This window comes from Psychroserpens sp. BH13MA-6 (assembly GCF_052983595.1).
The window spans coordinates 87,914-110,116 of record NZ_JBRJGE010000006.1 but is presented as its reverse complement, the minus strand read 5'-3'; the positions used below and the strand labels follow the sequence as shown (position 1 = coordinate 110,116).

Annotated in this window: 12 protein-coding genes; 2 read left to right on the top strand and 10 right to left on the bottom strand. The window is 36.6% G+C overall.

Features of this window, described 5'->3' with window-relative positions; translation table 11 throughout:
* Nucleotides 1-164: 164 nt before the first annotated feature.
* The 7 genes from polA to ACU8DI_RS12645 all read right to left on the bottom strand — a co-directional run bounded on the left by polA (nt 165) and on the right by ACU8DI_RS12645 (nt 16,069).
* On the bottom strand, nt 165-3,017 hold the full coding sequence (gene polA, locus ACU8DI_RS12675; protein WP_447113153.1) for a DNA polymerase I: 2,853 nt from the start codon (nt 3,015-3,017) through the stop codon (nt 165-167).
* Between the two features lie 126 nt (nt 3,018-3,143).
* Nucleotides 3,144-5,591 (bottom strand): tail fiber domain-containing protein, encoded by a 2,448-nt coding sequence (locus ACU8DI_RS12670; RefSeq protein WP_447113152.1) that lies wholly within the window; start codon nt 5,589-5,591, stop codon nt 3,144-3,146.
* Nucleotides 5,592-5,724: 133 nt separating this feature from the next.
* Nucleotides 5,725-7,512 carry a tetratricopeptide repeat protein gene (locus ACU8DI_RS12665; protein ID WP_447113151.1) on the bottom strand — a complete coding sequence of 596 codons (1,788 nt, stop codon included), beginning with the start codon at nt 7,510-7,512 and terminating at the stop codon, nt 5,725-5,727.
* 511 nt (nt 7,513-8,023) lie between these two features.
* Nucleotides 8,024-8,563 carry a cupin domain-containing protein gene (locus tag ACU8DI_RS12660; protein WP_447113150.1) on the bottom strand — a complete coding sequence of 180 codons (540 nt, stop codon included), beginning with the start codon at nt 8,561-8,563 and terminating at the stop codon, nt 8,024-8,026.
* Between the two features lie 12 nt (nt 8,564-8,575).
* On the bottom strand, nt 8,576-11,698 hold the full coding sequence (locus tag ACU8DI_RS12655; RefSeq protein ID WP_447113149.1) for a hypothetical protein: 3,123 nt from the start codon (nt 11,696-11,698) through the stop codon (nt 8,576-8,578).
* A gap of 28 nt (nt 11,699-11,726) precedes the next feature.
* Nucleotides 11,727-11,924 (bottom strand): hypothetical protein, encoded by a 198-nt coding sequence (locus tag ACU8DI_RS12650; protein WP_447113148.1) that lies wholly within the window; start codon nt 11,922-11,924, stop codon nt 11,727-11,729.
* Nucleotides 11,925-12,079: 155 nt separating this feature from the next.
* On the bottom strand, nt 12,080-16,069 hold the full coding sequence (locus ACU8DI_RS12645; RefSeq protein WP_447113147.1) for an ATP-binding protein: 3,990 nt from the start codon (nt 16,067-16,069) through the stop codon (nt 12,080-12,082).
* Nucleotides 16,070-16,170: 101 nt separating this feature from the next.
* Here ACU8DI_RS12645 and ACU8DI_RS12640 point away from each other — a divergent pair, with 101 nt between their 5' ends.
* The gene (locus tag ACU8DI_RS12640; protein WP_447113146.1) at nt 16,171-17,100 is read left to right on the top strand and encodes an isoaspartyl peptidase/L-asparaginase family protein; all 930 of its coding nucleotides are present in this window, start codon (nt 16,171-16,173) and stop codon (nt 17,098-17,100) included.
* Here ACU8DI_RS12640 and ACU8DI_RS12635 read toward each other — a convergent pair.
* Genes ACU8DI_RS12635 through ACU8DI_RS12625 form a run of 3 tightly spaced genes read right to left on the bottom strand, consistent with a single transcriptional unit; the run spans nt 17,091 to nt 19,443 of the window.
* Complete coding sequence (locus ACU8DI_RS12635) at nt 17,091-18,206, bottom strand: hypothetical protein (protein WP_447113145.1); 1,116 nt, start codon at nt 18,204-18,206, stop codon at nt 17,091-17,093. The genes ACU8DI_RS12640 and ACU8DI_RS12635 overlap by 10 nt on opposite strands.
* Complete coding sequence (locus ACU8DI_RS12630; protein WP_447113144.1) at nt 18,193-18,540, bottom strand: hypothetical protein; 348 nt, start codon at nt 18,538-18,540, stop codon at nt 18,193-18,195. The genes ACU8DI_RS12635 and ACU8DI_RS12630 overlap by 14 nt, the downstream gene beginning before the upstream one ends.
* Before the next feature lie 42 nt (nt 18,541-18,582).
* Nucleotides 18,583-19,443, bottom strand: coding sequence for a cyanophycinase (locus ACU8DI_RS12625; protein ID WP_447113143.1), 861 nt, complete (start codon nt 19,441-19,443; stop codon nt 18,583-18,585).
* Nucleotides 19,444-19,538: 95 nt separating this feature from the next.
* On the opposite strand from ACU8DI_RS12625, the gene cphA reads away from it, so the two are divergent.
* A complete protein-coding gene (gene cphA / locus ACU8DI_RS12620) occupies nt 19,539-22,178 on the top strand; it encodes a cyanophycin synthetase (protein ID WP_447113142.1) in 2,640 nt (879 codons plus the stop codon).
* Nucleotides 22,179-22,203 lie beyond the last annotated feature (25 nt).

Genomic DNA, 22,203 nt, shown 5'->3' with positions numbered 1-22,203 from the left:
ATACCAACCATGTTTGGGTTTAAATAGACTACAAATTTAATAAATTCCTAGATATAACCGATAAAATTATTCCTAAGAAAAGTTGTGGTGAATATATGGTAATTCATCACCCACAATTAACTTTATCATGGAAAAGATTAACAAAATTGAGAATTCATAACCATTTAATGCGCCTCCAACCAGTTATCACCAATATCTAGATCAACATCTAATGGGACTTCTAATTTGTAAGCATTTTCCATTTCAGATTTGATGAGTGCTTTCATCGTTTCTAATTCTGGCTTGTAGATGTCAAACACCAATTCATCATGAACTTGCAAGAGCATTTTAGATTTGTAGTCTTCTTTTTGAAGCTTCTCGTAAATACGGATCATGGCGATTTTAATAATATCCGCAGCACTTCCTTGAATAGGCGCATTCACAGCATTTCGTTCTGCAGCACCTCTTACCACAGCATTCCTCGAATTGATATCTTTTAAGTAGCGTCTTCTACCAAGTACAGTTTGCACGTATCCATTGTCTCTGGCAAAATCAACTTGCTCGTGGATATAGCTTCGCAGTTTAGGGTACGTGGCGTAATAGGTATCAATGAGTTCTTTAGATTCACTCCTTGATAGATTAGTTTGATTACTCAACCCGAATGCAGATACACCATAAATTATCCCAAAATTGACCGTTTTAGCATTGCTACGTTGTTCTCTCGTTACTTCGGAAATAGGAACATTGAACACCTTAGATGCCGTTGAGGCGTGAATATCTTCACCATTTTTAAAGGCTTCAATCATCGTTTCCTCTTGACTCAATGCGGCTATAATGCGTAATTCAATTTGAGAGTAATCGGCAGCGAGAAGTGTATAGTCCTCATTTTTTGGAACAAAGGCTTTTCGAACTTGTCTTCCGCGTTCTGTCCGAATAGGAATATTTTGTAAGTTAGGATTATTACTACTTAATCTTCCAGTGGCTGCGACCGTTTGCATATAATCGGTATGCACACGTCCTGTGGTTTCGTCTACTTGAAGTGGTAGAGCATCGACGTAAGTGCTTTTTAATTTTGCAAGTCCACGATAGTCTAAAATATCTTGAATAATGGCATGGTCTTTTGCTAAATAACTCAAGACATCCTCTGCCGTAGAGTATTGACCGGTTTTCGTCTTTTTGGGTTTATCGACCAATTTCATTTTATCAAACAAAACCTCTCCTAATTGCTTTGGCGATGCAATGTTGAATTCTTCACCAGCCGCATCATAAATATTTTTTTCTAGTGTCGCAATGTCATTATTTAATTGTTCTGATAAAGAATTCAGAAAATTCTTGTCCAAGTTGATGCCTTCTAATTCCATGGCGGCAAGCACACGAAGCAAAGGAATTTCAATATCATCAAACAATTGTTGCGTATTCGCTTCACCTAATTCTTTTTCAAAATGTTCTTTTAATTGAAGCGTAATATCGGCATCCTCAACAGCATATTCTGTTTGCTTATCAAGAGGAACTTCACGCATCGATAATTGATTTTTACCTTTTTTGCCAATCAATTCAGTGATAGAAATGGGCGTGTAGTTAAGATAAGTTTCTGCCAACACATCCATATTGTGACGCATATCTGGATTGATCAAATAATGCGCTAACATCGTATCAAATAGTTTGCCTTTTACGTCAAGATGGTATTTCGCTAGGACTTTGATGTCATATTTGAGATTTTGTCCGATTTTTTCAATGGCCTCATTTTCAAAAAATGGTCTAAGTACTTCAATAAGCTCATGTGCTTTCTCTTTTTCCTCTGGAAATGGCACATAAAACCCTTTACCAGCTTCCCACGAAAATGATATCCCTACCAATTCTGCTGTTAACGGATTAAGTCCAGTGGTTTCCGTATCAAAGCATACCGAAGTTTGATTCATCAAATTCTTTACGAAAAGTGTTGTCGCCATACCAGGAGCAACACTTTGATAAAAATGTGAGGTCGTCTTTATAGTGTTTCTCGTATATTCTGAAGTGGTTTCCGAAGCCTCTTGCGTATTCCCTCCAAACAATGAAAACTGGCCATAACCTGCTGATTTTTGAGGTTTTGATGTGGCTTTAGGTGAATTGTTTGATGGTTTTGTATCTGTGGTAACTTTCGCATCTGAGGTTGACTCTGCTGCAAATGTTTTAACAAAGTTATCTGTAAGTCTTCTAAATTCTAGTTCTTGAAAAATAGCCTTCACTTTTTCTATATCTGGATGCGACATCTCGAAGTCTTCCGCATGAAAGGTGACAGGTACATCCAACATGATAGTCGCTAACTTTTTGGATAATAGCCCAAGTTCTCCATTGGCTTCCACTTTTTCTTTCATTTTACCTTTCAACTGATCTGTATTCGCTAAAAGACCTTCCATGCTGCCAAATTGTTTAATGAATTTTTTAGCAGTTTTTTCTCCAACGCCTGGTAAACCAGGAATGTTATCACTGGAATCACCCATCATTCCTAAAAAGTCAATCACCTGCATCGGATTCTCAACTTCAAACTTTTTTTGCACCTCAGGAATGCCCCAAGTTTCATATCCACCTCCAAAAACTGGACGGTACATAAAGATGTTTTCTGTGACCAGTTGCGCAAAATCTTTATCTGGAGTGACCATATAGGTTTTGTAGCCTTCCTTTTCAGCTTGACGTGACAAAGTGCCAATCACATCATCCGCTTCAAACCCTTCCTTAACCATAATTGGAATATGCATCGCTTCCAAGATATTACAAATATGAGGTATAGCGGTTCTGATCCCTTCAGGTGTTTCATCACGGTTAGCCTTGTATTCTTCATACATTTCGATGCGATCGGTACTGCCACCTTTATCAAAACAAACCGCTAAATGGTCAGGGCGTTCGCGTTTTATAACATCTAGTAACGAGTTCATAAAACCCATGATGGCTGAAGTATCTTCACCTTTGGAGTTGATTCTCGGATTTTTAATGAAGGCGTAATACCCTCTAAAAATTAGCGCATAGGCATCGACTAAAAAAAGTCGTTTTTGATCTGACATTCCTTTACATTTTAAGAAGTCTATAAAACTACGAAAGTTAAAAAGGATTCTAAAATCTTAGGGTATTAAAAAACACCCAAACATATAATGTCAAGATGTTTTCATGAGAAAAGTTATTGCTAGCAATTAATTATTGGTTTTTGCGTTAGCTTCCACGGCTGAAAGTCTTGCTTCTAACTCTTTGTATTTTTCTAATTGAGATTTGAGTGTTTTGTTTTCTTCTTCTAATTGTTCAACTTTTTTATTTAACTCTTTTAAACCCGCTGTTAATAAAGGGGTTAATTTTGAATAATCTACCATCATCGGATCCGTTTCTAAATCTGAATCTGGAGAACCACTCACTGCCTGTGGATAAACGTTTTGTAGTTCTTGTGCGATAAATCCATACTCTTTTACCTGTTTTTTGGAAAGGTAATTGTATTCTCTTGGTTTAATGGTTTTAATAATTGTCAAGGCATTGGAAATGTCAACAATATTTTCCTTGAGTCTGCCATCAGAGGTAGTGTAAAAATTTGTTCCTGTAGAGGTAGTATTACCCGATATTCTTCCTCTGAGAGAACCATTCCCGTAAAAGCCTATGAAATAATTATTCACACCTGGTGTAGCATAGGCTAATTCAATCCTTAAACCATCTGCCGATGCATTGGTTGATTGGTTGTTCACATAGGCAATATAATCTGAAGCTTGCGTATCTCTTACTTCAAGTTTATAAGCAGATGTACCTGTGCCTGCACCAATACCCACTTTATCTACAAACAAGTTGCTTGCACCTCCAAATCCCCAACTAAAAATACTACCATTATACCATAAAGCTTCACTGCCATTTACTTTTAATGCAATGCCAGAAGCAATACCTTCGTTTAGGTTAGCCAAGCCATTAACTGATAATTTTTCTGATGGTGTTGTAGTGCCAATACCAACGTTAGTTCCTGAGTCATAAATTTGGGAGTTACCCAAAGCAGTTGTTCCTGTGAATTTTGGAATATAATTGGTGGTTCCTGTAATAGTTGGCGACGATAAAGTACTCCAAGACAATGCACCATTACCATCGGTTTGTAGAACTTGATTGGCTGAGCCATCAGTCGAAGGAAATATATATCCATTGCTACTATCGGTTCCAACGTATACATCTCCTAAAAAATAGCCTGAGTAACTGTTTGTTCCCAAAGCCTCTGACCTCACACCATAATGAACACCTCCAGAAGTAGGTGAGATATAGCTGCTCAAACCATATTTTGCTGAAGTTCCTGAACCACTTATTAATGCTCTAAAACCATAAACATTTGCATTGCTTACGTTATAAGTTATATCTGAAAGAGATCCAATCACTTGGTGAAAAGTAGCAAATCCAGTATTAAAATTATTCAATTCAGCTAAAAAGCCAATATCGTTAGAGTTAATATTATTTGATAATATATGTACACCTGTTTTTAGTCCTGAGACGTTATTAAATTTATTTACATCTACAGAAAAGTTGGTTAAAGCATTGGAGGAAGATATGGCTGAATGAGTTCGGAGGTTATAAGTTGATAAGCTTTCTGCTAAAATAGCTGAGCCATCTTCGTAATCTGAATCGTTTTGTACAATTAAGGTATAATCACCAGAGGTATTTATTATTTCACCTTGACCACTTATATCAAGAGAAACATCTGGGTTATTAACTCCTATACCTACATTTCCTTCAGTAAAGATATCATCACTATTATTTATTGGCACATTTGTGGTTCCGGCTTGATACCAATCTGCATCATTGTTTGAAGCTGCATCCTGAAAGCTTACATTCCCAGCACCATCTGTTGTCATAACTTGACCTGACGCGCCATCTGTTAATGGAAAAGCATAACCTGTAGTTGTAGGACTTCCTATTTGGAATTCACCATTAATTCGCAAAATGTCATTATCAAATTCACCATAAACCAAAGGACTTATATTTGATGAATTTTCAATGTATAATTTGTTTTGTAAGTTTCCAATGTTGTATCCAGCCCTATAACCTATAAGTATATTTCCAGTAGAGTAATGTCCAATAGGATACCAACCAGCTTCAGTACCTATAAATACATTATTTGGTCCTGTCATAGATGATGCGCTATTATAACCTATTATTGTGTTGTTTTCACTTATGGAGTTTAAAGCAAGAGCATTGTAGCCAATACCTATATTTTTATTGTCTGTACTATCATCATTCGCACCAGCATTAACACCTAAAAAAATAGAAGAACCATCTTGAGTACCATCACTATCACTTTTGCCATCCAATAGATCATCTATTTTTTCTATGCCTTTTATGTTAACCCAAGATGTAGAAGCGTTGTCCCAATAATAAAACCCTTTGTTTGGCGTACTGTTACCTGTTATAAAAATAAGCATACCATCTTGTGCGGCAGTTGGGTTTGCTGCTGGGAAAACATCCATTCTTGGGATTAAGATACCATCGGTGTTACTTGGTGTTGTAACATTGGAAGCAGAAATATCTAACTGTGCTTGCGGATTAGTATTTCCTATACCTACTTGGGCATTAAGGCTAAAGCTTAATAAGATGCCTATTGAGGCTAAAATGAATTTTTGTTTCATGGCTCATAGATTTATGGAATATAAATCTAATACATGTGAGACCTTTTAGAAAAAATACCACAGGACAAAAACGGGACAAAAAAGACATGACTGCCTATTTAAAAAGGATTTTAAAAACTCAAATGCGGGACAATTATAGTTTAAGTAATAATTTTTTTAGGATTTTATTGCTGTTTAATTTTAGTTTGGAACGCAGTCTGTAAATGTTTTTTCTAACACTTTCACTAGAAATTCCAAGTACAGAAGCAATTTCGGTATTGGATAAATTAAGTTTTAGCAGTGTTGCTATTCTTAAATCACCAGAAGATAGATTAGAATATTGAGTTTCTAATTTATTTATGAAGTCTGGGTATGCCTGTTCAAAAAGATTTTTAAACGTGTCCCAATCATCTTGTGTTAGAATCGTGCTACTGTAAAGCTTACTCAGATTATCATTATTTGAAGGCGTTGTTTTTGAAGCTTGTTCAAGGTTACTTTGTAGTTGAGAGATTTTAGCATTTTTTGTAATAAGCAATTGGGTGTACTCTTTTAATTCTTCTTCAAAATGTTGTAGTTTTATTTCTTTGTTTTTAAGATCAAGAGCCGTTATTTGGTTTTCTTTCTCTTTTAATTTCAGTTTTTGCTTTAGTGCTAATCGCCGTCTCTTATAAATTATAGTAAGCAAAGAAATTAGCAATAAAGCTCCAAAGACAATAGCGTATATAAGTAGTGTTTTAAACCGTTCCTGCTGCAAGATGATTTCTTGCTCTTGTTTTAAGCTTTGTATTTCCTGCTCTTTTTTTTGGGTGTTGTAAATACCCTCCAATTCAGCAATAGATGTTAAGGTTTCTTGGTTAATAATACTGTCTTTAAGAGCTGTATATTTTTGGAAGTAGGCAAAGGCATCACTAAAATTATCCTTTTGTGAGGCCAAATCAGATAGTATTTTATAACTATCTCGTTGTAAATCCCTGTGAGCACTTTGTGTTGAGTACTCCAGTGCTTGTAATGCATAAGTGGTTGCCTCATTATTGTTGTTTTTTTTCTGACTTATTATTGCCAAGTTGTTTAGAGCATTGGCTTTGTGATAATACCTTTTGATAGAATCGGCATGTTTTACAGCTTTAAAGAGTAGCTTTTCGGCTTTATCTAAACTATCCATCACTATATAATTTTGTGCAATGCCGTTGTAACAATCAGACAAGTGATGGTGTAACACCTCTTGATTTAATCTAATTTTTAATGCTTTATCATAATACTCAAGTGATTTGCCGTATTGCTTTAGTTTATAGTAAACTGAAGCAATATTTTGGTAAGAATGTCCAATATCTCCATATTTTTTTTCCTTTTCTCTTTCGTTTAGAGCTTTAAAATGAAATTCTAAACTTTTTTCTAATTGTCCTTGTAACTCAAGTGTTTTACCAATTAGATTGTAAGTAAACCCTAATCTCATCGGATTGTTTAATGGTATTTTATAATCTAGTGATTTAAAATAATTGTCCAATGCAGTGCGGTAATACCCTTTACGTTGGTTCATGAAACCTAAAAACGTATATGCTGAACCAATTCTAACTGTGTCTTTTAAGATTAATCCTAATTTTAGAGCTGTTTCCAAATAAGGTTTGGCACTATTTGGCTCTTCTTTTTCCTCAATGTAACACCAACCAATTTGAGAATTGGTCAGACATATTTTTGCGCTGTCTTTTAGTTTGATATTTATTTTTAAATTTTCGAAAAGATGGTATAGTGAAGAGTCTGGATTGTGACGTCTATTCAAGCCATAAAGCTTGAAGTGAATAGCAGCTTTGAGAGGTAAAGAATCTGTTCGTTCTAACACGTTTAGTAAGCTATCCTTTGTTTTATGCCTTTCAAGACTTTGACTGCTACTTAGAAGGGGCAATTGTAATAGTAAAATAAAAAGAAGAAAATTTAATTTTTTCACGTAAATCAAATAATCATAAAACTACAAAAGTTAATTGGAGCATTAAAATGCAAGTTGTAATTTTCCAAAGTAAAGTAAAAACAAATGAAAAATTATTCAAATACCATTCATGGTGGCGTAGAGACTTTAGTTAAACGAATGATGTCTCCTGACTTCAAAAGCGATACAAACAAGACTTGATTTTAGCTTTAGAGGCTGGTTATAGGGTCAAAAAAAATATCGGAGCCACTATTGAAGCTGTTGAACAAGCTTGAATTAATTAAGAAGATTCCCCTTTGTAGTTGATTCTCAGATTTTTAATGAAGGCGTATACCCTCTAAAAATTAGCGCATAGGCATCGACCAAAAAAAGGGGTTTTTGATCTGACATTGGATTGAATTTGTAAGAAACTCAAAGCTACGGAACTTAAGCTTTGAAAAGAAACAAAGCAATTTTAAAAATTCAATAAAAAAGAAAAGCCGCTCCCTACAAACGACTTTTCTACTCAAAACATAGCGATTACTAAATCTAACTATACGATAAATGAGATGCCATAGCGACCGCAGATTTCGGACACTTGTTTTAGGTCTGGCGGACCTTGTGGTAATTTGTCTAATTCGGTAAACATATGTTCCAGTCCGGAAGGAAAAATACTCAAGACCGTTTTGGCATTGGTTTGACCAGTGACCTCAAAGCAATGTGGAATTTCTCTTGGTAAAAAAATGGTATCACCTTCGGTTAAATCATGGGTTTTTTCACCTACTGTAAATCGAATACTGCCTTCCAAGACCTTAAAGACTTCGTCTTCATTGGTGTGCATATGCAATGGAATTTTAGTGCCTGGTGGGTTATTTTGTTCAATCATGGTATATTGATTATTCGTATCCTCACCCGTGAGCTTCACAGTTTGCTGATCACCTAAAACATTTAATTGTTTCCCTTCCTGCTGCTTGATAATCTTCGATTTTTTAAAGGTAGAAAGTTTCGATTGCAGACTTGCAAAAGACAAGCTCGGTAACATGGTGAATAATCCTAGTCCTCCAAGGGATTTTAAAAACTGGTGTCGTTTCATGGTTATTGATTTTTAATTTAATTGTTCTATTTCGAAAAAAGTGGCTCTTGCATTTTGATCAATAGTTGCACCAATAGCAGGTCTTAAAAAAGAAACATCTAAGGTCTGACCAGCCGTAAGGTTTAATATTGAAGTCACTTGTCTTACAAGTTCGCCATTGCCGTGATGATTATACTCAGAACGTCGTTCTTGTGAACCATTAACTCGAACGCGCACACCAAAAACACCGGTTCCTGTATTTGATGCTAATGTAATTTGTGCGGTAACACGATATAACCCTGTTACAGGTACTTCAAACACATCAGTTGTAGTGTTAAAATCATTATTAACGTCAAAATCTACGGTATCAAAGTTCACTTTAGCAACACCACCACCTGTTTCAGTCTGGGCAACACTCATATAAATTCTCGCAATTGATTTTGAAGGGTTGAGACTTGACAAATCTACAGTTTGAGGTGCTTGACCATCAGCTTCCATTTCAAGAGTTAAAATGTTTGTTGAGCTATTAAAACTGAAATTATCTATTTGTTGGTCGTCAGTGTTTGCTGTTGGATTTTGAAAGGTCACATTCCCAGCACCATCTGTGGTCATTACTTGGCCTGAAGTACCATCTACTGTTGGAAGTATATATCTGTTTGCGGTTGGGTCGTTTCCAATAGAAACCCTCCCAATAAACATACCAGAAAAACTGTTTGCTTTTTGAACATCGGACACCAGACCAAAATGAACCCCAGGAATACTTGAATCAATAAAAGCTCTATGCCCATATTTATATCCTGTATTAGTTACTCCAGAAAAAAAGTTCACATTAGTTCCAAATAAATTCCCTGTTCCAGAAGTGTTAAAATAATTGCCATTGTAATGGACGTTAAAAGTATTTACACTGCCATCGTTTAATGCTGCATAATTATAACTAAAAGGACCCATAGTACCAGCAAGTTGACTGTAGTATCCTACTAAATAATCATTATTAGAGGCAGCACTTTCTAAAAAACTAGTCAAACCACGACGGGTAATTGAAGTATTATTTGAGAACGTTCTATAGGAACGAATTCCAGCTGTATAAGGGCCATCAGTATCCAGAACATTTAATGTGGCTGTTGGAGCGGCATTTCCTCCAATAGTAATAGTACCTAAGGTTGCTTTGTCATCATTAATATTATTAGGTGGTGTTGAGGTTCCTAATTCATAAAAATCAACATCTGAGTTAGCATTTTGAAACGTTACATTTCCAGCACCATCGGTTGTCATCACTTGCCCTGCAGTGCCATCGCTAGGCGGCATGTTGTATCTGTTCGTTGTGCTTGTGCCCAACTGAACTGTTCCTCTGAAGTATCCAGCATAGTTTGATGGTGATATAGCATGAACGGCATAATTGGCACCTGAAGTATTATATGCTAATCGAACTTCATTACTACCAATATTGTTATGAGCATAAACAGCTGAATGACTAAAACCGGAATTTCCTGATAACACCTCAAATTCGGCTATATCATCGTTAGCATCATTTTGAATAAAACCATAAAGGAGTGGAGAATTGGAGTTGGATGTTCCCATTAAAACACCAGCATTTTCATAGACGTTATAACTACTGAAATCATATAAGCTAGGACTACTTCCTCTAAAAGTGATTTCACCATCTGAAAAAATATTAAATGTTAATGTACCATTCCCCGAATGTGCTATTTCCCCTGGTGATATAGAATAGAATCCGGTATTATTATCACCAATGGTCAAAGCTGGAAGTGAGGAAATACCAGAATCAAGTTCTAAACGTGCCAGATTACTTGTGGCATTTAAATCTATATTATAGATAGTATTATCCCAGTCTATAATACTTCCACTTACATACAGTGAATTATTAGTGGTGTTGGTATCTCCAATGTAAACATCGCCACTTTGTCTTTCAATATTGGCTCCTACAGTTACCCAGTCGTTATCGTCGGTTAAACTCGCTAAATTTACTGAAGTTCCTGTACCATTTTGAATGCCTAAGTTTAGGGTTGTGCCTGTTAATGTCGCAGTGGTTAAGTTTTGGTTATCTGTATCTGTAAAAACACTTGAAGCATCTACAAAGTTGAGATGGCCGAAACCATCTGTAGTGATTAGCTGATTTGTTGTTCCGTCTTGCGTTGGCATGAAATATCGATTAATACCATTGCTTCCAAAAGACACTCGACCTCTGAAATAAGCGGCATATCCTGATGTGTTTCTTACATCACTGTATATCCCGTAATGAGTTCCTCCAGCAGTACTGCTTATATCGACAAAATATCCAAATTTACTGCCTGATCCTAAACCTGCAAGTTCTGTTTTTACACCATAGTGTTGACCATTTCCACCAGATCTTATATTGTTATTTATGCCATAAATATTACCAACAACAGTCCAAGCACCAGGCATACTATTATCTATACCAAAGATCTCATTATTACCACCTTCAAACCTATTAAAAACTCCTTTTTTATTACCGTTAGGTGCGCTTAAATCAAACTCATTGTATAAACCTACTTTTTCTCCTGAACCATTATTAATGAAGAAATTTTCAAAACCGTAATGTGTGCTATTATGAGTGCCACTATTAGCATTATAAAAGTTTGTAAAACGAATAGCATCTGTTATAGTAGATTGGTTATAAATTCCATAGCCTATTTCTCCAGAATCACTTCCTGAATGTAAAAGCTGAAGACCTGAAAAGTTAGAAGTTAAATCACTTGTTATTTTAAGATTGGAGGTATTAACAACATTAGCACTTCCAATTTGAACTTGACCAAGAGTATAAATATTATCGGTAATATTATTTGCAGGTCCAGAGGTTCCAGTTTTCAGCCAGTCTCTATCTTCATTTCCTTGTACGCTTACCCATGATGATGTTACATTATCCCAATAATAAAACCCTTTTGATGGAGCGCCATTGCCTGTGGCAAATACCAACATACCATCTTGGTCTGCTCCAGGATTTGAAACAGGGAAATTGTCAACTCTTGGGATGAGGATACCATCTTCATTAGTTGGTGTTGTTGTATTGGAAGCCGAAATATCTAAACTTGCTTTTGGGTCTGTATTGCCAACACCAACTTGTGCATAAGCATAACATGACAAAAACATTAAAATTATCGTAGCAATTGTTTTCATAATAGTAGGGTATTATAGTTGTGCTATGTTAGAGTTTAACGTCTACATCAAAAGCGTTTCTAACATCTCTAATTATTTTATTAGCATAGTACAAGAGGCCAAGACAGATTTCACTACCACCAAGTATAAATGGGTTGATATTTCCAAAAAGTTGAATAGACACATGACCTGCCAGAAAACTCGAATTGATGATTAAAAGCGATACCAAAAGCGTAGAGGTTTTCATCTTGATAAGGTTTACAATTAATAGCGTCTCAAAACTATCATCTTACCCTAAAAATCGTCTTGATTATTTTTTCAAAAGCAAGGAGTATTTCGTCAAATTGAAGCAAATTGACAAGGATTATGTATTCAAAACAATTGCAATATGTTGAAAATAAGTTAATTACGAAATTCTGATGGACTCTGCTTAAATGCCTCTTTAAAAGTTTTGGAAAACCAATTTGGATCATTGAATCCTGTGGCATAAGCAATTTCAGAAATCGATAAATCTGTAGTATTGAGCATATCCTTAGCTTTTTCCAGTCTCACTTTCCGGATAAATAGAGCTGTACTGGTATTTGAAATGGCTTTAAGTTTTCTGTAGAGTTGCGAATCACTCATAGTCAATGATTTTGCTAATTCTGTTGGGCCAAAGTTTGAATCTTCAATATGGTTATTTATGGTATCTACAACAGCGTTTAAAAAGACAATATTTTTATCATCAGACGTTGCTTTATGCTTTGTTTGCTCAAGAATTGAATGTGCCGAGTAACGTGCTTGCAATTGTTTTCTTTTGGCTATCAGCATCTTCATACGAAGCAGTAGTTCTTCCTTCTGGAATGGCTTTGTTACATAGGCATCTGCACCACTGGAAATGCCTTCTAACTTATCTTCTTGCACGGCTTTTGACGTGAGCATCACAATTGGAATATGGTTAGTGACCATGTGGGATTGCAGTTCTTTTGTAAGCTCATAACCATCCATAATTGGCATCATCACATCTGTAATGATGATATCTGGTATATCACTTTGCGCTTTGTTAAAACCCTCTTGTCCGTTTCTGGCATAGGTAATTTTATAATGCGTTTGTAGACAGGAAGCGATATATCTTGCCATATCATGATTGTCTTCTACAATAAGAACCGTATTCATATCATCTGTAGCTATGACATCTTCAATAAGTGGGACATAAGTGTCTCCAATAGATGGTGAGGTCGTTTGAAAACTGAGTGCTCCTTTCTCAGCGGTATTTTGTATGGGTAAAATAACGGTAAAATTGGCGCCTTTATTAATTTCGGAGGTCACCTGGATGTCACCATCCATGAGTTGGATCAATTCCTTGGTCAAGGACAACCCGATTCCCGTTCCTTGTGAAATTTTATGTTCGTGATTTTCTACTTGGTAAAATCGGTCAAAAATATGAGGTAATTGATCTGGAGCAATACCTAAGCCTTTATCAATAACAGAAATATTTATATACCTGTCTTGTTGTCTAACAGATACAGTGATTGTTGTGTTTTGAGGGGAGAATTTTAAGGCATTTGATATCAGATTTGTCAATATTTGACGCATTTTTTCGGTGTCAAAATCCATCATAAGGGATTCCAATTCAGACTCAAACTTCAGCGTAATTACTTTTTCTTCCGCGATACTAGAAAAGCTATTGGTGATGTATTTCACATAAGTAATAATATCACTTTGAGTGTAGTTTAAAGTTAATTTTCCTTGCTCCAATTTGGCTAGATCTAACATCTGGTTGACCAATTGAAGTAAATTGTTACTATTTTGTTCAATAGTGACCAAGGATTTCTTAACATCGTCACTTTTTGAAAATTGCGATTTAAGATTGGCAATGTAACCAAGAATAACCGTTAGAGGTGTTCTGAATTCGTGCGTGATATTTGTAATAAATCGTGATTTTAAATCATCTAAATCTTTCAATCGTTTGGACTCTTGCCCTGCAATTTGGCGTTGTAAACTCATTTGATAAAAGGCAACTACAATTCCTAGGAAAGTGGCTAGGTAGAGAATATAAGCCAAAGTACTTCGATACCAAGGTGGAGACACATGTATTTTAATTTCCAAAGGAGGCTTTGTCCATAAGCTGTTTCTTGATTTTCCTTGAATCTGTAAGGTATAGGTTTTTGGAGATAGATTTAACAATTGGAGGCTGTTTTTGTCCTCTAGTGCGTTCCAATCTTGATCGTCGGGTAACAATTTATAAACGTATTGGATGTTCCGATTGGGTCTGAAGGCTAATGAAGAGAAATTTAAACTCGTTGGAAAATCGTCATGATCTAAATGAATCCTATTTGAATTGACAATGCTTTGTTCTATGGAACTGGATGCACTCGGTATTACATGTTGATCCTTTATTTTAAGATCGGTAAACGTTAATTGCCCTTCTTGGTCTAACTCACTAATGCGCGAAGGATCAAATATGTTTAAACCTTCTATGCCACCCGCGTAAAGCTTACCATTGGCTTTATTTTTAAAGATGGCACCTAAATTAAATTCGGTACTTTGGATGCCATCTTTGATATTGTAATTTGTAAATTCTTCATTTGAAACGTCAAATCTGAAAAGACCACCATTTGTAGTGAGCCATAAATAACCCAAATCATCTTCATTAATGTTATAAACAAAAGTGTTACTCAATCCGTCGCGCTTCCCGTAGCTTTTGAAACTGTCTGTCTCTGGAAGGTATTTGTTTATTCCCTTTCGTGAGGCCACCCATAATTGTTCTGAACTATCAATAAATGCACTCAACACCCCTTTTGTAGATAAGCCATCGGCTTCACTGTAGTTTTTGATGAGTTCAAATTGATTATTTTTTATTTTGAATTGACTCAATCCTTTTTGAGTGGTCATCCAATAATTTTTGTTTTCGTCTTGAACCATTGATAATGTGAATAGCGACGGAAACACCTCTGAACTATAATTTTCAAACTTCAGATCTAAGGAAGGCAAATCTCCAACAAATTTTGAAAAGCCTGAATTAAAGCTAACAATCCAGATCTGGTTGTCACGATCTTGATAAACACTTCTCAAATTGTCGTCTGGTAAAGCCCACTTGTTTTTGTTAGAGACAGTTATTTCTATGAAATTTGGTTGCAAAAGATTGAGATCTTTCAACGGAATAACATAGGCGCCTTTATTTGATACGAACCAAATATTGTGATCAGCATCTTTTGCAAAACCTCGTATGCGGTTATGCTCAGGAAATAGTTTGTAGCTATTTGGGTTTTGGTTATCTGAAATAATAAGTCCGCTTGATGTGCCGATAAATAAATAATCCTCAGTATCTATAACGGCAAAAACAGAGGGATTATCTAAATTGTATTTGTCCGTTGGTTGTTCAAATACGTCCTTGATATTTAGGCTGGTAATATCAAGATTGATATTGCCAATAAATAGTAGGTTGTCATCTTGGAATAAATCATTGATGCCATTAGAGTTGACCGTATTGGTGTCATATTTTTTGTCAGCTACGAATTGCTCCTTAATTTTGAATTGATTGTCCTCGTACGCTGCGACAATCAATCCAGAATTAGCCGTCCCTAAATAAAAAAGACCGTGATATGCTACAATATCGTTGATATCATAAACTACGGCACCTTGATTATTGACAATCTCAACAGCATTGAAGTTGGCGTCTCCCGCTTCTCGAGTAAAAAGACCGGTCGACGTACAAACCCACAAGGTGTTGCCAATGGTAGTCAAGTTATTTATAGGAGCATCAAATTCGGCAATGCGTTGATAGTTCAAGGTCATTTCAGAATCGATAGTCTGTTCGAGGTTGGCCGAGTAGACGAAGCCATCTTCTGTGCCAACAACGAGCTCATCGTTTAACGCAGTAATTCCGGTAATTTTGAGAGGGTAATCAGAAAGATAATCATCATACGAATAATTGAACTCATCTTTAATGAAAATCCCTTTATTGTAATAAGAGGCGATCAGTAAGTTTTTATAACTCAGAAGCCTGTTACAATTGGCATCACTTATACCCATTTCAGAAATGGTCTCATAAGTAGTATTGTAAACAAGGAGTCCGTTTTGACCTGTGCCAATATAAATATTGTCGTCTTTTGCTTGAATGGCTCCAATCCGATAACCTGAAATGTCAATATCACTCTCAGGATCTATCAAAGGTACCGAAAAGTCGTGACCGTCATATCTCACCACACCATCAGAAGTTCCCAACCAAATAAAACCGTTCTTATCTTTTGTAATACAATGAATAGTTTCTTGTGGTAGTCCTTCATTTAATCCATAATGGTCAAAAATAAGATTTTGGCCGTGCATCAAACCACTCCATAACATTGCGAGAAAAATAACTGCCAAAATCCGAATTCTCATAAGTTTGGCGATAGATTTAGTTGTGGACATACCTAGTTAAGATGAATCTAAAATACTAAATTTTAAAAACTTGAGGTATCTAATGAACATTTTGATTTGCAATTTGTAAATTTCCGAAGAAAATATTTCGAATGAAAACATATGCCATTGCAATTCATGGAGGTGCTGGAACCTTGGTTAAAGGAATGATGACTCCTGAACTTGAAACACGTTACAAAAAAGACTTAAAACTAGCTTTAGAGGCTGGTTATAGGGTGCTAGAAAAAAACGGAACTGCTATTGACGCTGTTGAAACTGCCGTTAAGATTTTGGAAGACTCACCGTTGTTTAATGCAGGTAAAGGTGCCGTGTTTACCGCAAACGGATCTCATGAAATGGATGCGAGTATTATGGACGGCAACACTTTGAATGCAGGCGGTGTTAGTTTAGTGTTTGGGATTAAAAATCCCATTAGCTTAGCTCGTGATGTCATGGAAAAGAGTGAGCATGTTTTTCTAGCTGGAGAAGGCGCCATGACATTTGCGCAAGAGTTAAACTACACCATAGAAGATGCTGACTATTTTTATGACGAGTTTCGACATCAGCAATGGTTGGAAATAAAGGATACAGATGCTTTTCAGTTGGACCATTCAACAAAAAAAGATGCCAAGTTTGGAACTGTAGGTGCTGTGGCTTGTGATCAAAATGGCGATATAGCTGCAGCCACTTCTACTGGTGGAATGACCAATAAAAAATGGGGAAGGGTTGGTGATTCACCAATGATTGGTGCTGGTAATTATGCCAATAACAAGACTTGTGCGGTCTCCTGTACAGGAAGCGGTGAGTTTTTTATTAGAGGTGTTGTAGCCTATGATGTTGCCTGCCTGATGGAACACAAAGGATGGTCGGTTAAAAAAGCTTCGGAAGAAGTCATACATCATCGTATAATGGAATTAGGAGGTGATGGTGGTTTGATCGCCGTAGATCGAGAAGGACGAGTTGCCATGCCTTTTAATACGGAAGGCATGTATAGAGCGAGTAAAACTTCCGATGGTGAGGAAATCGTTGCCATTTATAAATGATGTTTTCTGAATTTGTAAATCTGATGAAATGGGAAGAGATATAAAATAAATATCCAAGCAAAAATCACATTGACTTGAAACAATAAGGCTCGTTCATTATACAGGATACAATAGATAAGAATATCACTAAATAGTAGTAAGGTGTAAAAATTTGGGGTGTAAAGGATTAAATTTTTTAAAGCCTCGTGATTGGTATAGGTATTTTGATTGGTTTCCAGGGTTAGCCAATGGGTGTTTTCGGTGGTATTTGGAAGCCATTGTTGCTTTTTGTCCACATCCAATAAGGTCATGAATTTTTTCAATCCGCTCATGGTTTTTGAATTGAAATGAACAATCATTTGTCCTTTAGGAAAATTTAAAAAAGCCAGTAATATGATGATCAAGGATTCTATAAAATGTCCGAACCGAAATGATGTCAAGGTAAATAATCCGACGTGAAAAATGATGATGAACCAAACCGCAAAATTCCTTGTTTTTTTAATTAATAGCAATAGGCCAATCAGAAACTCTGTCGAAATGGCTACGGCAGACAGAAATTTGGCTGTTGACATTTCGGCGAAATGTTGTGAGGTTTTTAGATATAAATGATTTTGTCGTGCCACACCTAACCAATTGTCCATAAACGCGCCAGACCACCAATCTGGGTCTAAAGATTTATTTAATGCGGCTCCCAGATAAACGATACTCAATTGATAGATTAATAAATATGGTGGCTGCTTATGATTCGTCAGTCCAGCCAAAAATAGTGCACAACCGCAAATAACGACATGGTTATAGAACATTGGTTTTGAAGCTAAGGTTGTCATAAGCACAATCAAACCAATGACAATGGCAGATGTTCGCACTTTTATATTAAACATTAAGGTCATTGTAAATAGTACAAATAGCGTCCTAGAAATAAACTTGAAAACATTAGGATACGCATGAAATTTATCTAATTCTTGGATGAATGGGATGAAAGGATCTTCTATCTTAAAGAAGAAATGATGAATACACAGAAGAATCACCAAGAGCTTGCACATCAGCAATACATTGGGATGCATTTGGGTACCTTCAAATTGAAATGGCCTAGCGAAGTATTTTCTTAATTTATTAGTTCGATTCATTGTAGATCCAAGTTTGTTCTGGATGACCGTTGGTTGCATATATCAGGGTGACTTCAGCATGATCATTCTTGCCGTAGCTGCGCTCATATTGACGAATAAGTGAAATGATGTTATGAATCGAGCGTTGTTCCCAACCTTTCATTTTATAATGGTAACGGTCTGATGCTTCTTCACTTGATAAAGTTCGTCCGTTAATAGTAACGAGTACCTCAAATTTTGTGTGGCTATCATAAGGTGCCCAACAAAAAAAACGTTCAGGAACAAATCGCGCATAAACGATGCCTCCTATTTGCAATAGCAGAAAACAAACACCTATAAAAAATCGAATTTTCATAAGATGCTAATGTATTGTATCTCAATACTTAATTCAAAAAAATTAGATGAACGGTGCTTCTATTGGAAGAACGTCTACTTTCTTTTTCTTGATATTAAAACGGTCACCATTGGAAAGGATATGCATCTTTAAATTGGTCAAGGACATAGGAGTTCCCTTTTGAAGAATTTCATGATTATTATGTTTGATTTTGCGGCCATCAAACACAATGACCATGCCCGAACCTATCACTTCAAAAGAATTGTTTTTGATGATCAGACCTGTGTCTTCAGCTAGACCAAGCCCTATGCGTTTTGGGAATTGAGCAACGGCTTCAGAGATGCGACCAAACCGTCCGCGTTTAATAAAATGGGTATCTATGATTAAACTCGGAATTAAACCTAAGCCTTTATACATTTTTACAGCCCCTTTAATAAAAGATTCACTGGCACTTCCACCAGCGATCATATGCTTGGCCATCGCCATGGCTCCTGCACTTGTTCCAGCAATGACGAAACCTTCCTCTTTCTGATAGCGTTCTTGTAAAATTTTGTGGATTTTAGTGTCACCAATTTTATTGGTTATTTTTGATTGGTCTCCTCCTGAGAACATGACACAGTTGGCAGACTTGATCAATTCTATAGTCTCAGGTTCTTCAGCGTCAGACTTACTTCTAATATCTAATACAGTCACATCATTGCAGCCAAGAGTGGAAAAAGCTTCTAAATAATTAGCACCAACTTCTTTTGGGATACTAGAGGCCGTAGGGATAACAACAATCTTGGCGTCATTGCCACCAGATTCCTTTACAACATGAAAAAGAATGCCTTCTTCAATAAACTCTAAAGTGTATTGTTCATTATCTTCAATGCCCTTATCTTCATTTCCACCTATGGGTATAAGTGTGCCTTTTGCCTTCTGCATAAATTCAATCTAATTTTGATATTGGACAAAAATAAGCTAATTTTTTTATTGAAAATGTCTATATTTATAATCTTTCACCCATAAAAACCAACCCTATGGAAATACGCAGTATCAATGCAATGAGAGGCCCAAATTACTGGTCTGTACGTCGACATAAATTAATTGTAATGGTTTTAGACCTTCAAGAAATGGAGGAATTACCATCTAACAAAGTCGATGGTTTTTATGATCGGTTAAAGGCTATGTTTCCTGGGATGTATGAACACCGATGTTCTGTAGGAACACCAGGTGGTTTTTTTCAGCGCGTTGAGGAAGGAACTTGGATGGGACACATTATCGAGCATATTGCATTGGAGATTCAAACACTTGCTGGAATGGATGTTGGCTTTGGTAGAACACGAGGCTATGGTGAAGAAGGGGTATACAATGTGGTGTTTGCTTACATGGAAGAATCCGTCGGACGATATGCGGCTAAAGCATCAGTTAAAATATGTGAAGCTTTGATTAGTGGTGAAGATTATGATTTAAGCGACGATATTCAAGAAATGCGAGAGTTACGTGAAGCCGATCGATTGGGTCCAAGCACTGGATCAATTGTTCAAGAAGCTGAGGCAAGAGGCATCCCTTGGATCCGATTGAATAAATATTCACTTTGTCAATTGGGCTATGGAGCCAATCAGAAAAGAATACAGGCCACAGTTACAAGTGAAACCAGTAGTATTGGTGTTGAACTGGCCTGTGATAAAGAAGACACCAAATATTTATTGGAACAGGCTGAAATTGATGTGCCAAGAGGTGATATTATCAGACGTGAACGCAGTCTAGAAGAGGCTTGTCGTTATGTGGGATATCCTTTAGTGATTAAGCCTATAGATGGAAATCACGGCAGAGGAATTACGGTAAATATTCAGAATTATGATGATGCCTTAATCGCTTTTAGACAAGCCAAGGAAAGTTCTAAAAGTGGCGCTATCATCGTCGAGAAGTTTATCGTTGGTGCAGATTACAGACTATTGGTAATTAATCACAAATTGGTAGCTGCAGCTTTGCGTTCACCTGCGCATGTGATTGGTGATGGGAAGTCCACAGTTCAAGAACTCATAGATAAAGTAAATGAAGATCCGAGACGTGGCTACGGCCATGAAAATGTTTTGACGCAAATCTCTGTGAATGAACTGACAAAAACCATCATCAAAGATGCTGGTTATACCTTGGATTCGGTGATAGATGAGGGGGAACGATTAATTCTAAAAGACACGGCAAACCTAAGTACTGGAGGGACGGCAGAAGATGTCACTGATATTGTCCATCCGGCCAATGTATCGATGGCAGAGCGCATTTCAAAAATCATCGACTTGGATATTTGTGGTATCGACATAATGACCACAGATATTTCCCAACCGCTCTCCGAAACTGGAGGCGCAGTACTAGAGGTTAACGCTGGTCCTGGTTTTAGAATGCATCTCGCGCCAACAACTGGGTTGCCTAGAAATGTCGCGGCACCTGTTATAGATAAACTCTTTCCACAAAAAGGAGATACGGGACGTATTCCAATTGTGGCCATTACAGGAACCAATGGTAAAACGACCACCTCAAGATTAGTGTCACATATCGCTAAAATGAAGGGCTATCGCGTAGGATATACCACGAGTGACGGTGTGTACATCCAGAATAGATTATTGATGACAGGCGATTGTACAGGTCCTGCAAGTGCAGAGTTCGTATTGAAGGATCCAACGGTCAATTTTGCCGTATTAGAATGTGCTAGAGGTGGCTTGTTAAGAGCTGGATTGGGCTTTAAAAAATGTGATGTCGCTATTGTGACCAATGTGGCAGCTGATCATTTAGGGTTGAAAGGGATTCATACAGTCGAACAATTAGCCAAAGTAAAAGGTGTAGTTCCAGAGACGGTTCTACCAGATGGCTATGCGATTTTAAATGCTGATGATGATTTAGTTTATGATATGCGTAGAAGTGTTAATTGTAATGTAGCGTTGTTTTCAATGGATGAGCATAATCCAAGGATCAAAGCACTTCAGCGCCTACACGGTATTACTGCTGTTTACGAAAATGGCTATGTGACTATTTGTAGAGGTGAATGGAAAATGCGTATCATGAGAGTTGAGGATATTCCATTAACCTACGGAGGGAAAGCAAAATTTATGATTCAAAATGTCTTGGCAGCTGTTTTGGCGGCTCATGTTCAAGGAATTAGTATTGAAGACATGAAAGCTGGATTAGAAACCTTTATTCCGTCTGCATCGCAAACGCCTGGTCGACTTAATTTATTTGAGTTTAATGATTTTACCATTCTCTTAGATTATGCGCATAATCCTGCAGGCATGCGAGCACTACAGAATTTTACTAATGAGCTTGAAGCGACTGTTAAAGTGGGAATTATAGCTGGAATTGGTGATAGACGTGTGGAAGATAATAATGAAATGGGAAGTATTGCTGCGGAAATGTTTGACGAAATTATTATTAGACAAGACAAACGATTGAGAGGTAAAACTGAAGAGGAGCTCATAAAAATGCTTGATGATGGTATAAAACAACATGATCCAAATAAAAAAACCACGATCATTCCATCAGAAAAGGAAGCCATAATTTACGCGGTCAAAAATGCCGTTAAAGGATCTTTAATCATCTTATGCAGTGATGTCATTCCGGATGCCTTAGATTTAGTTAAGCAACTGAAGGAACAAGAATCACAAGGTAGTTTGAGTTTTAGTTAAGAAAATGACAAAAAAAATCCGAAAT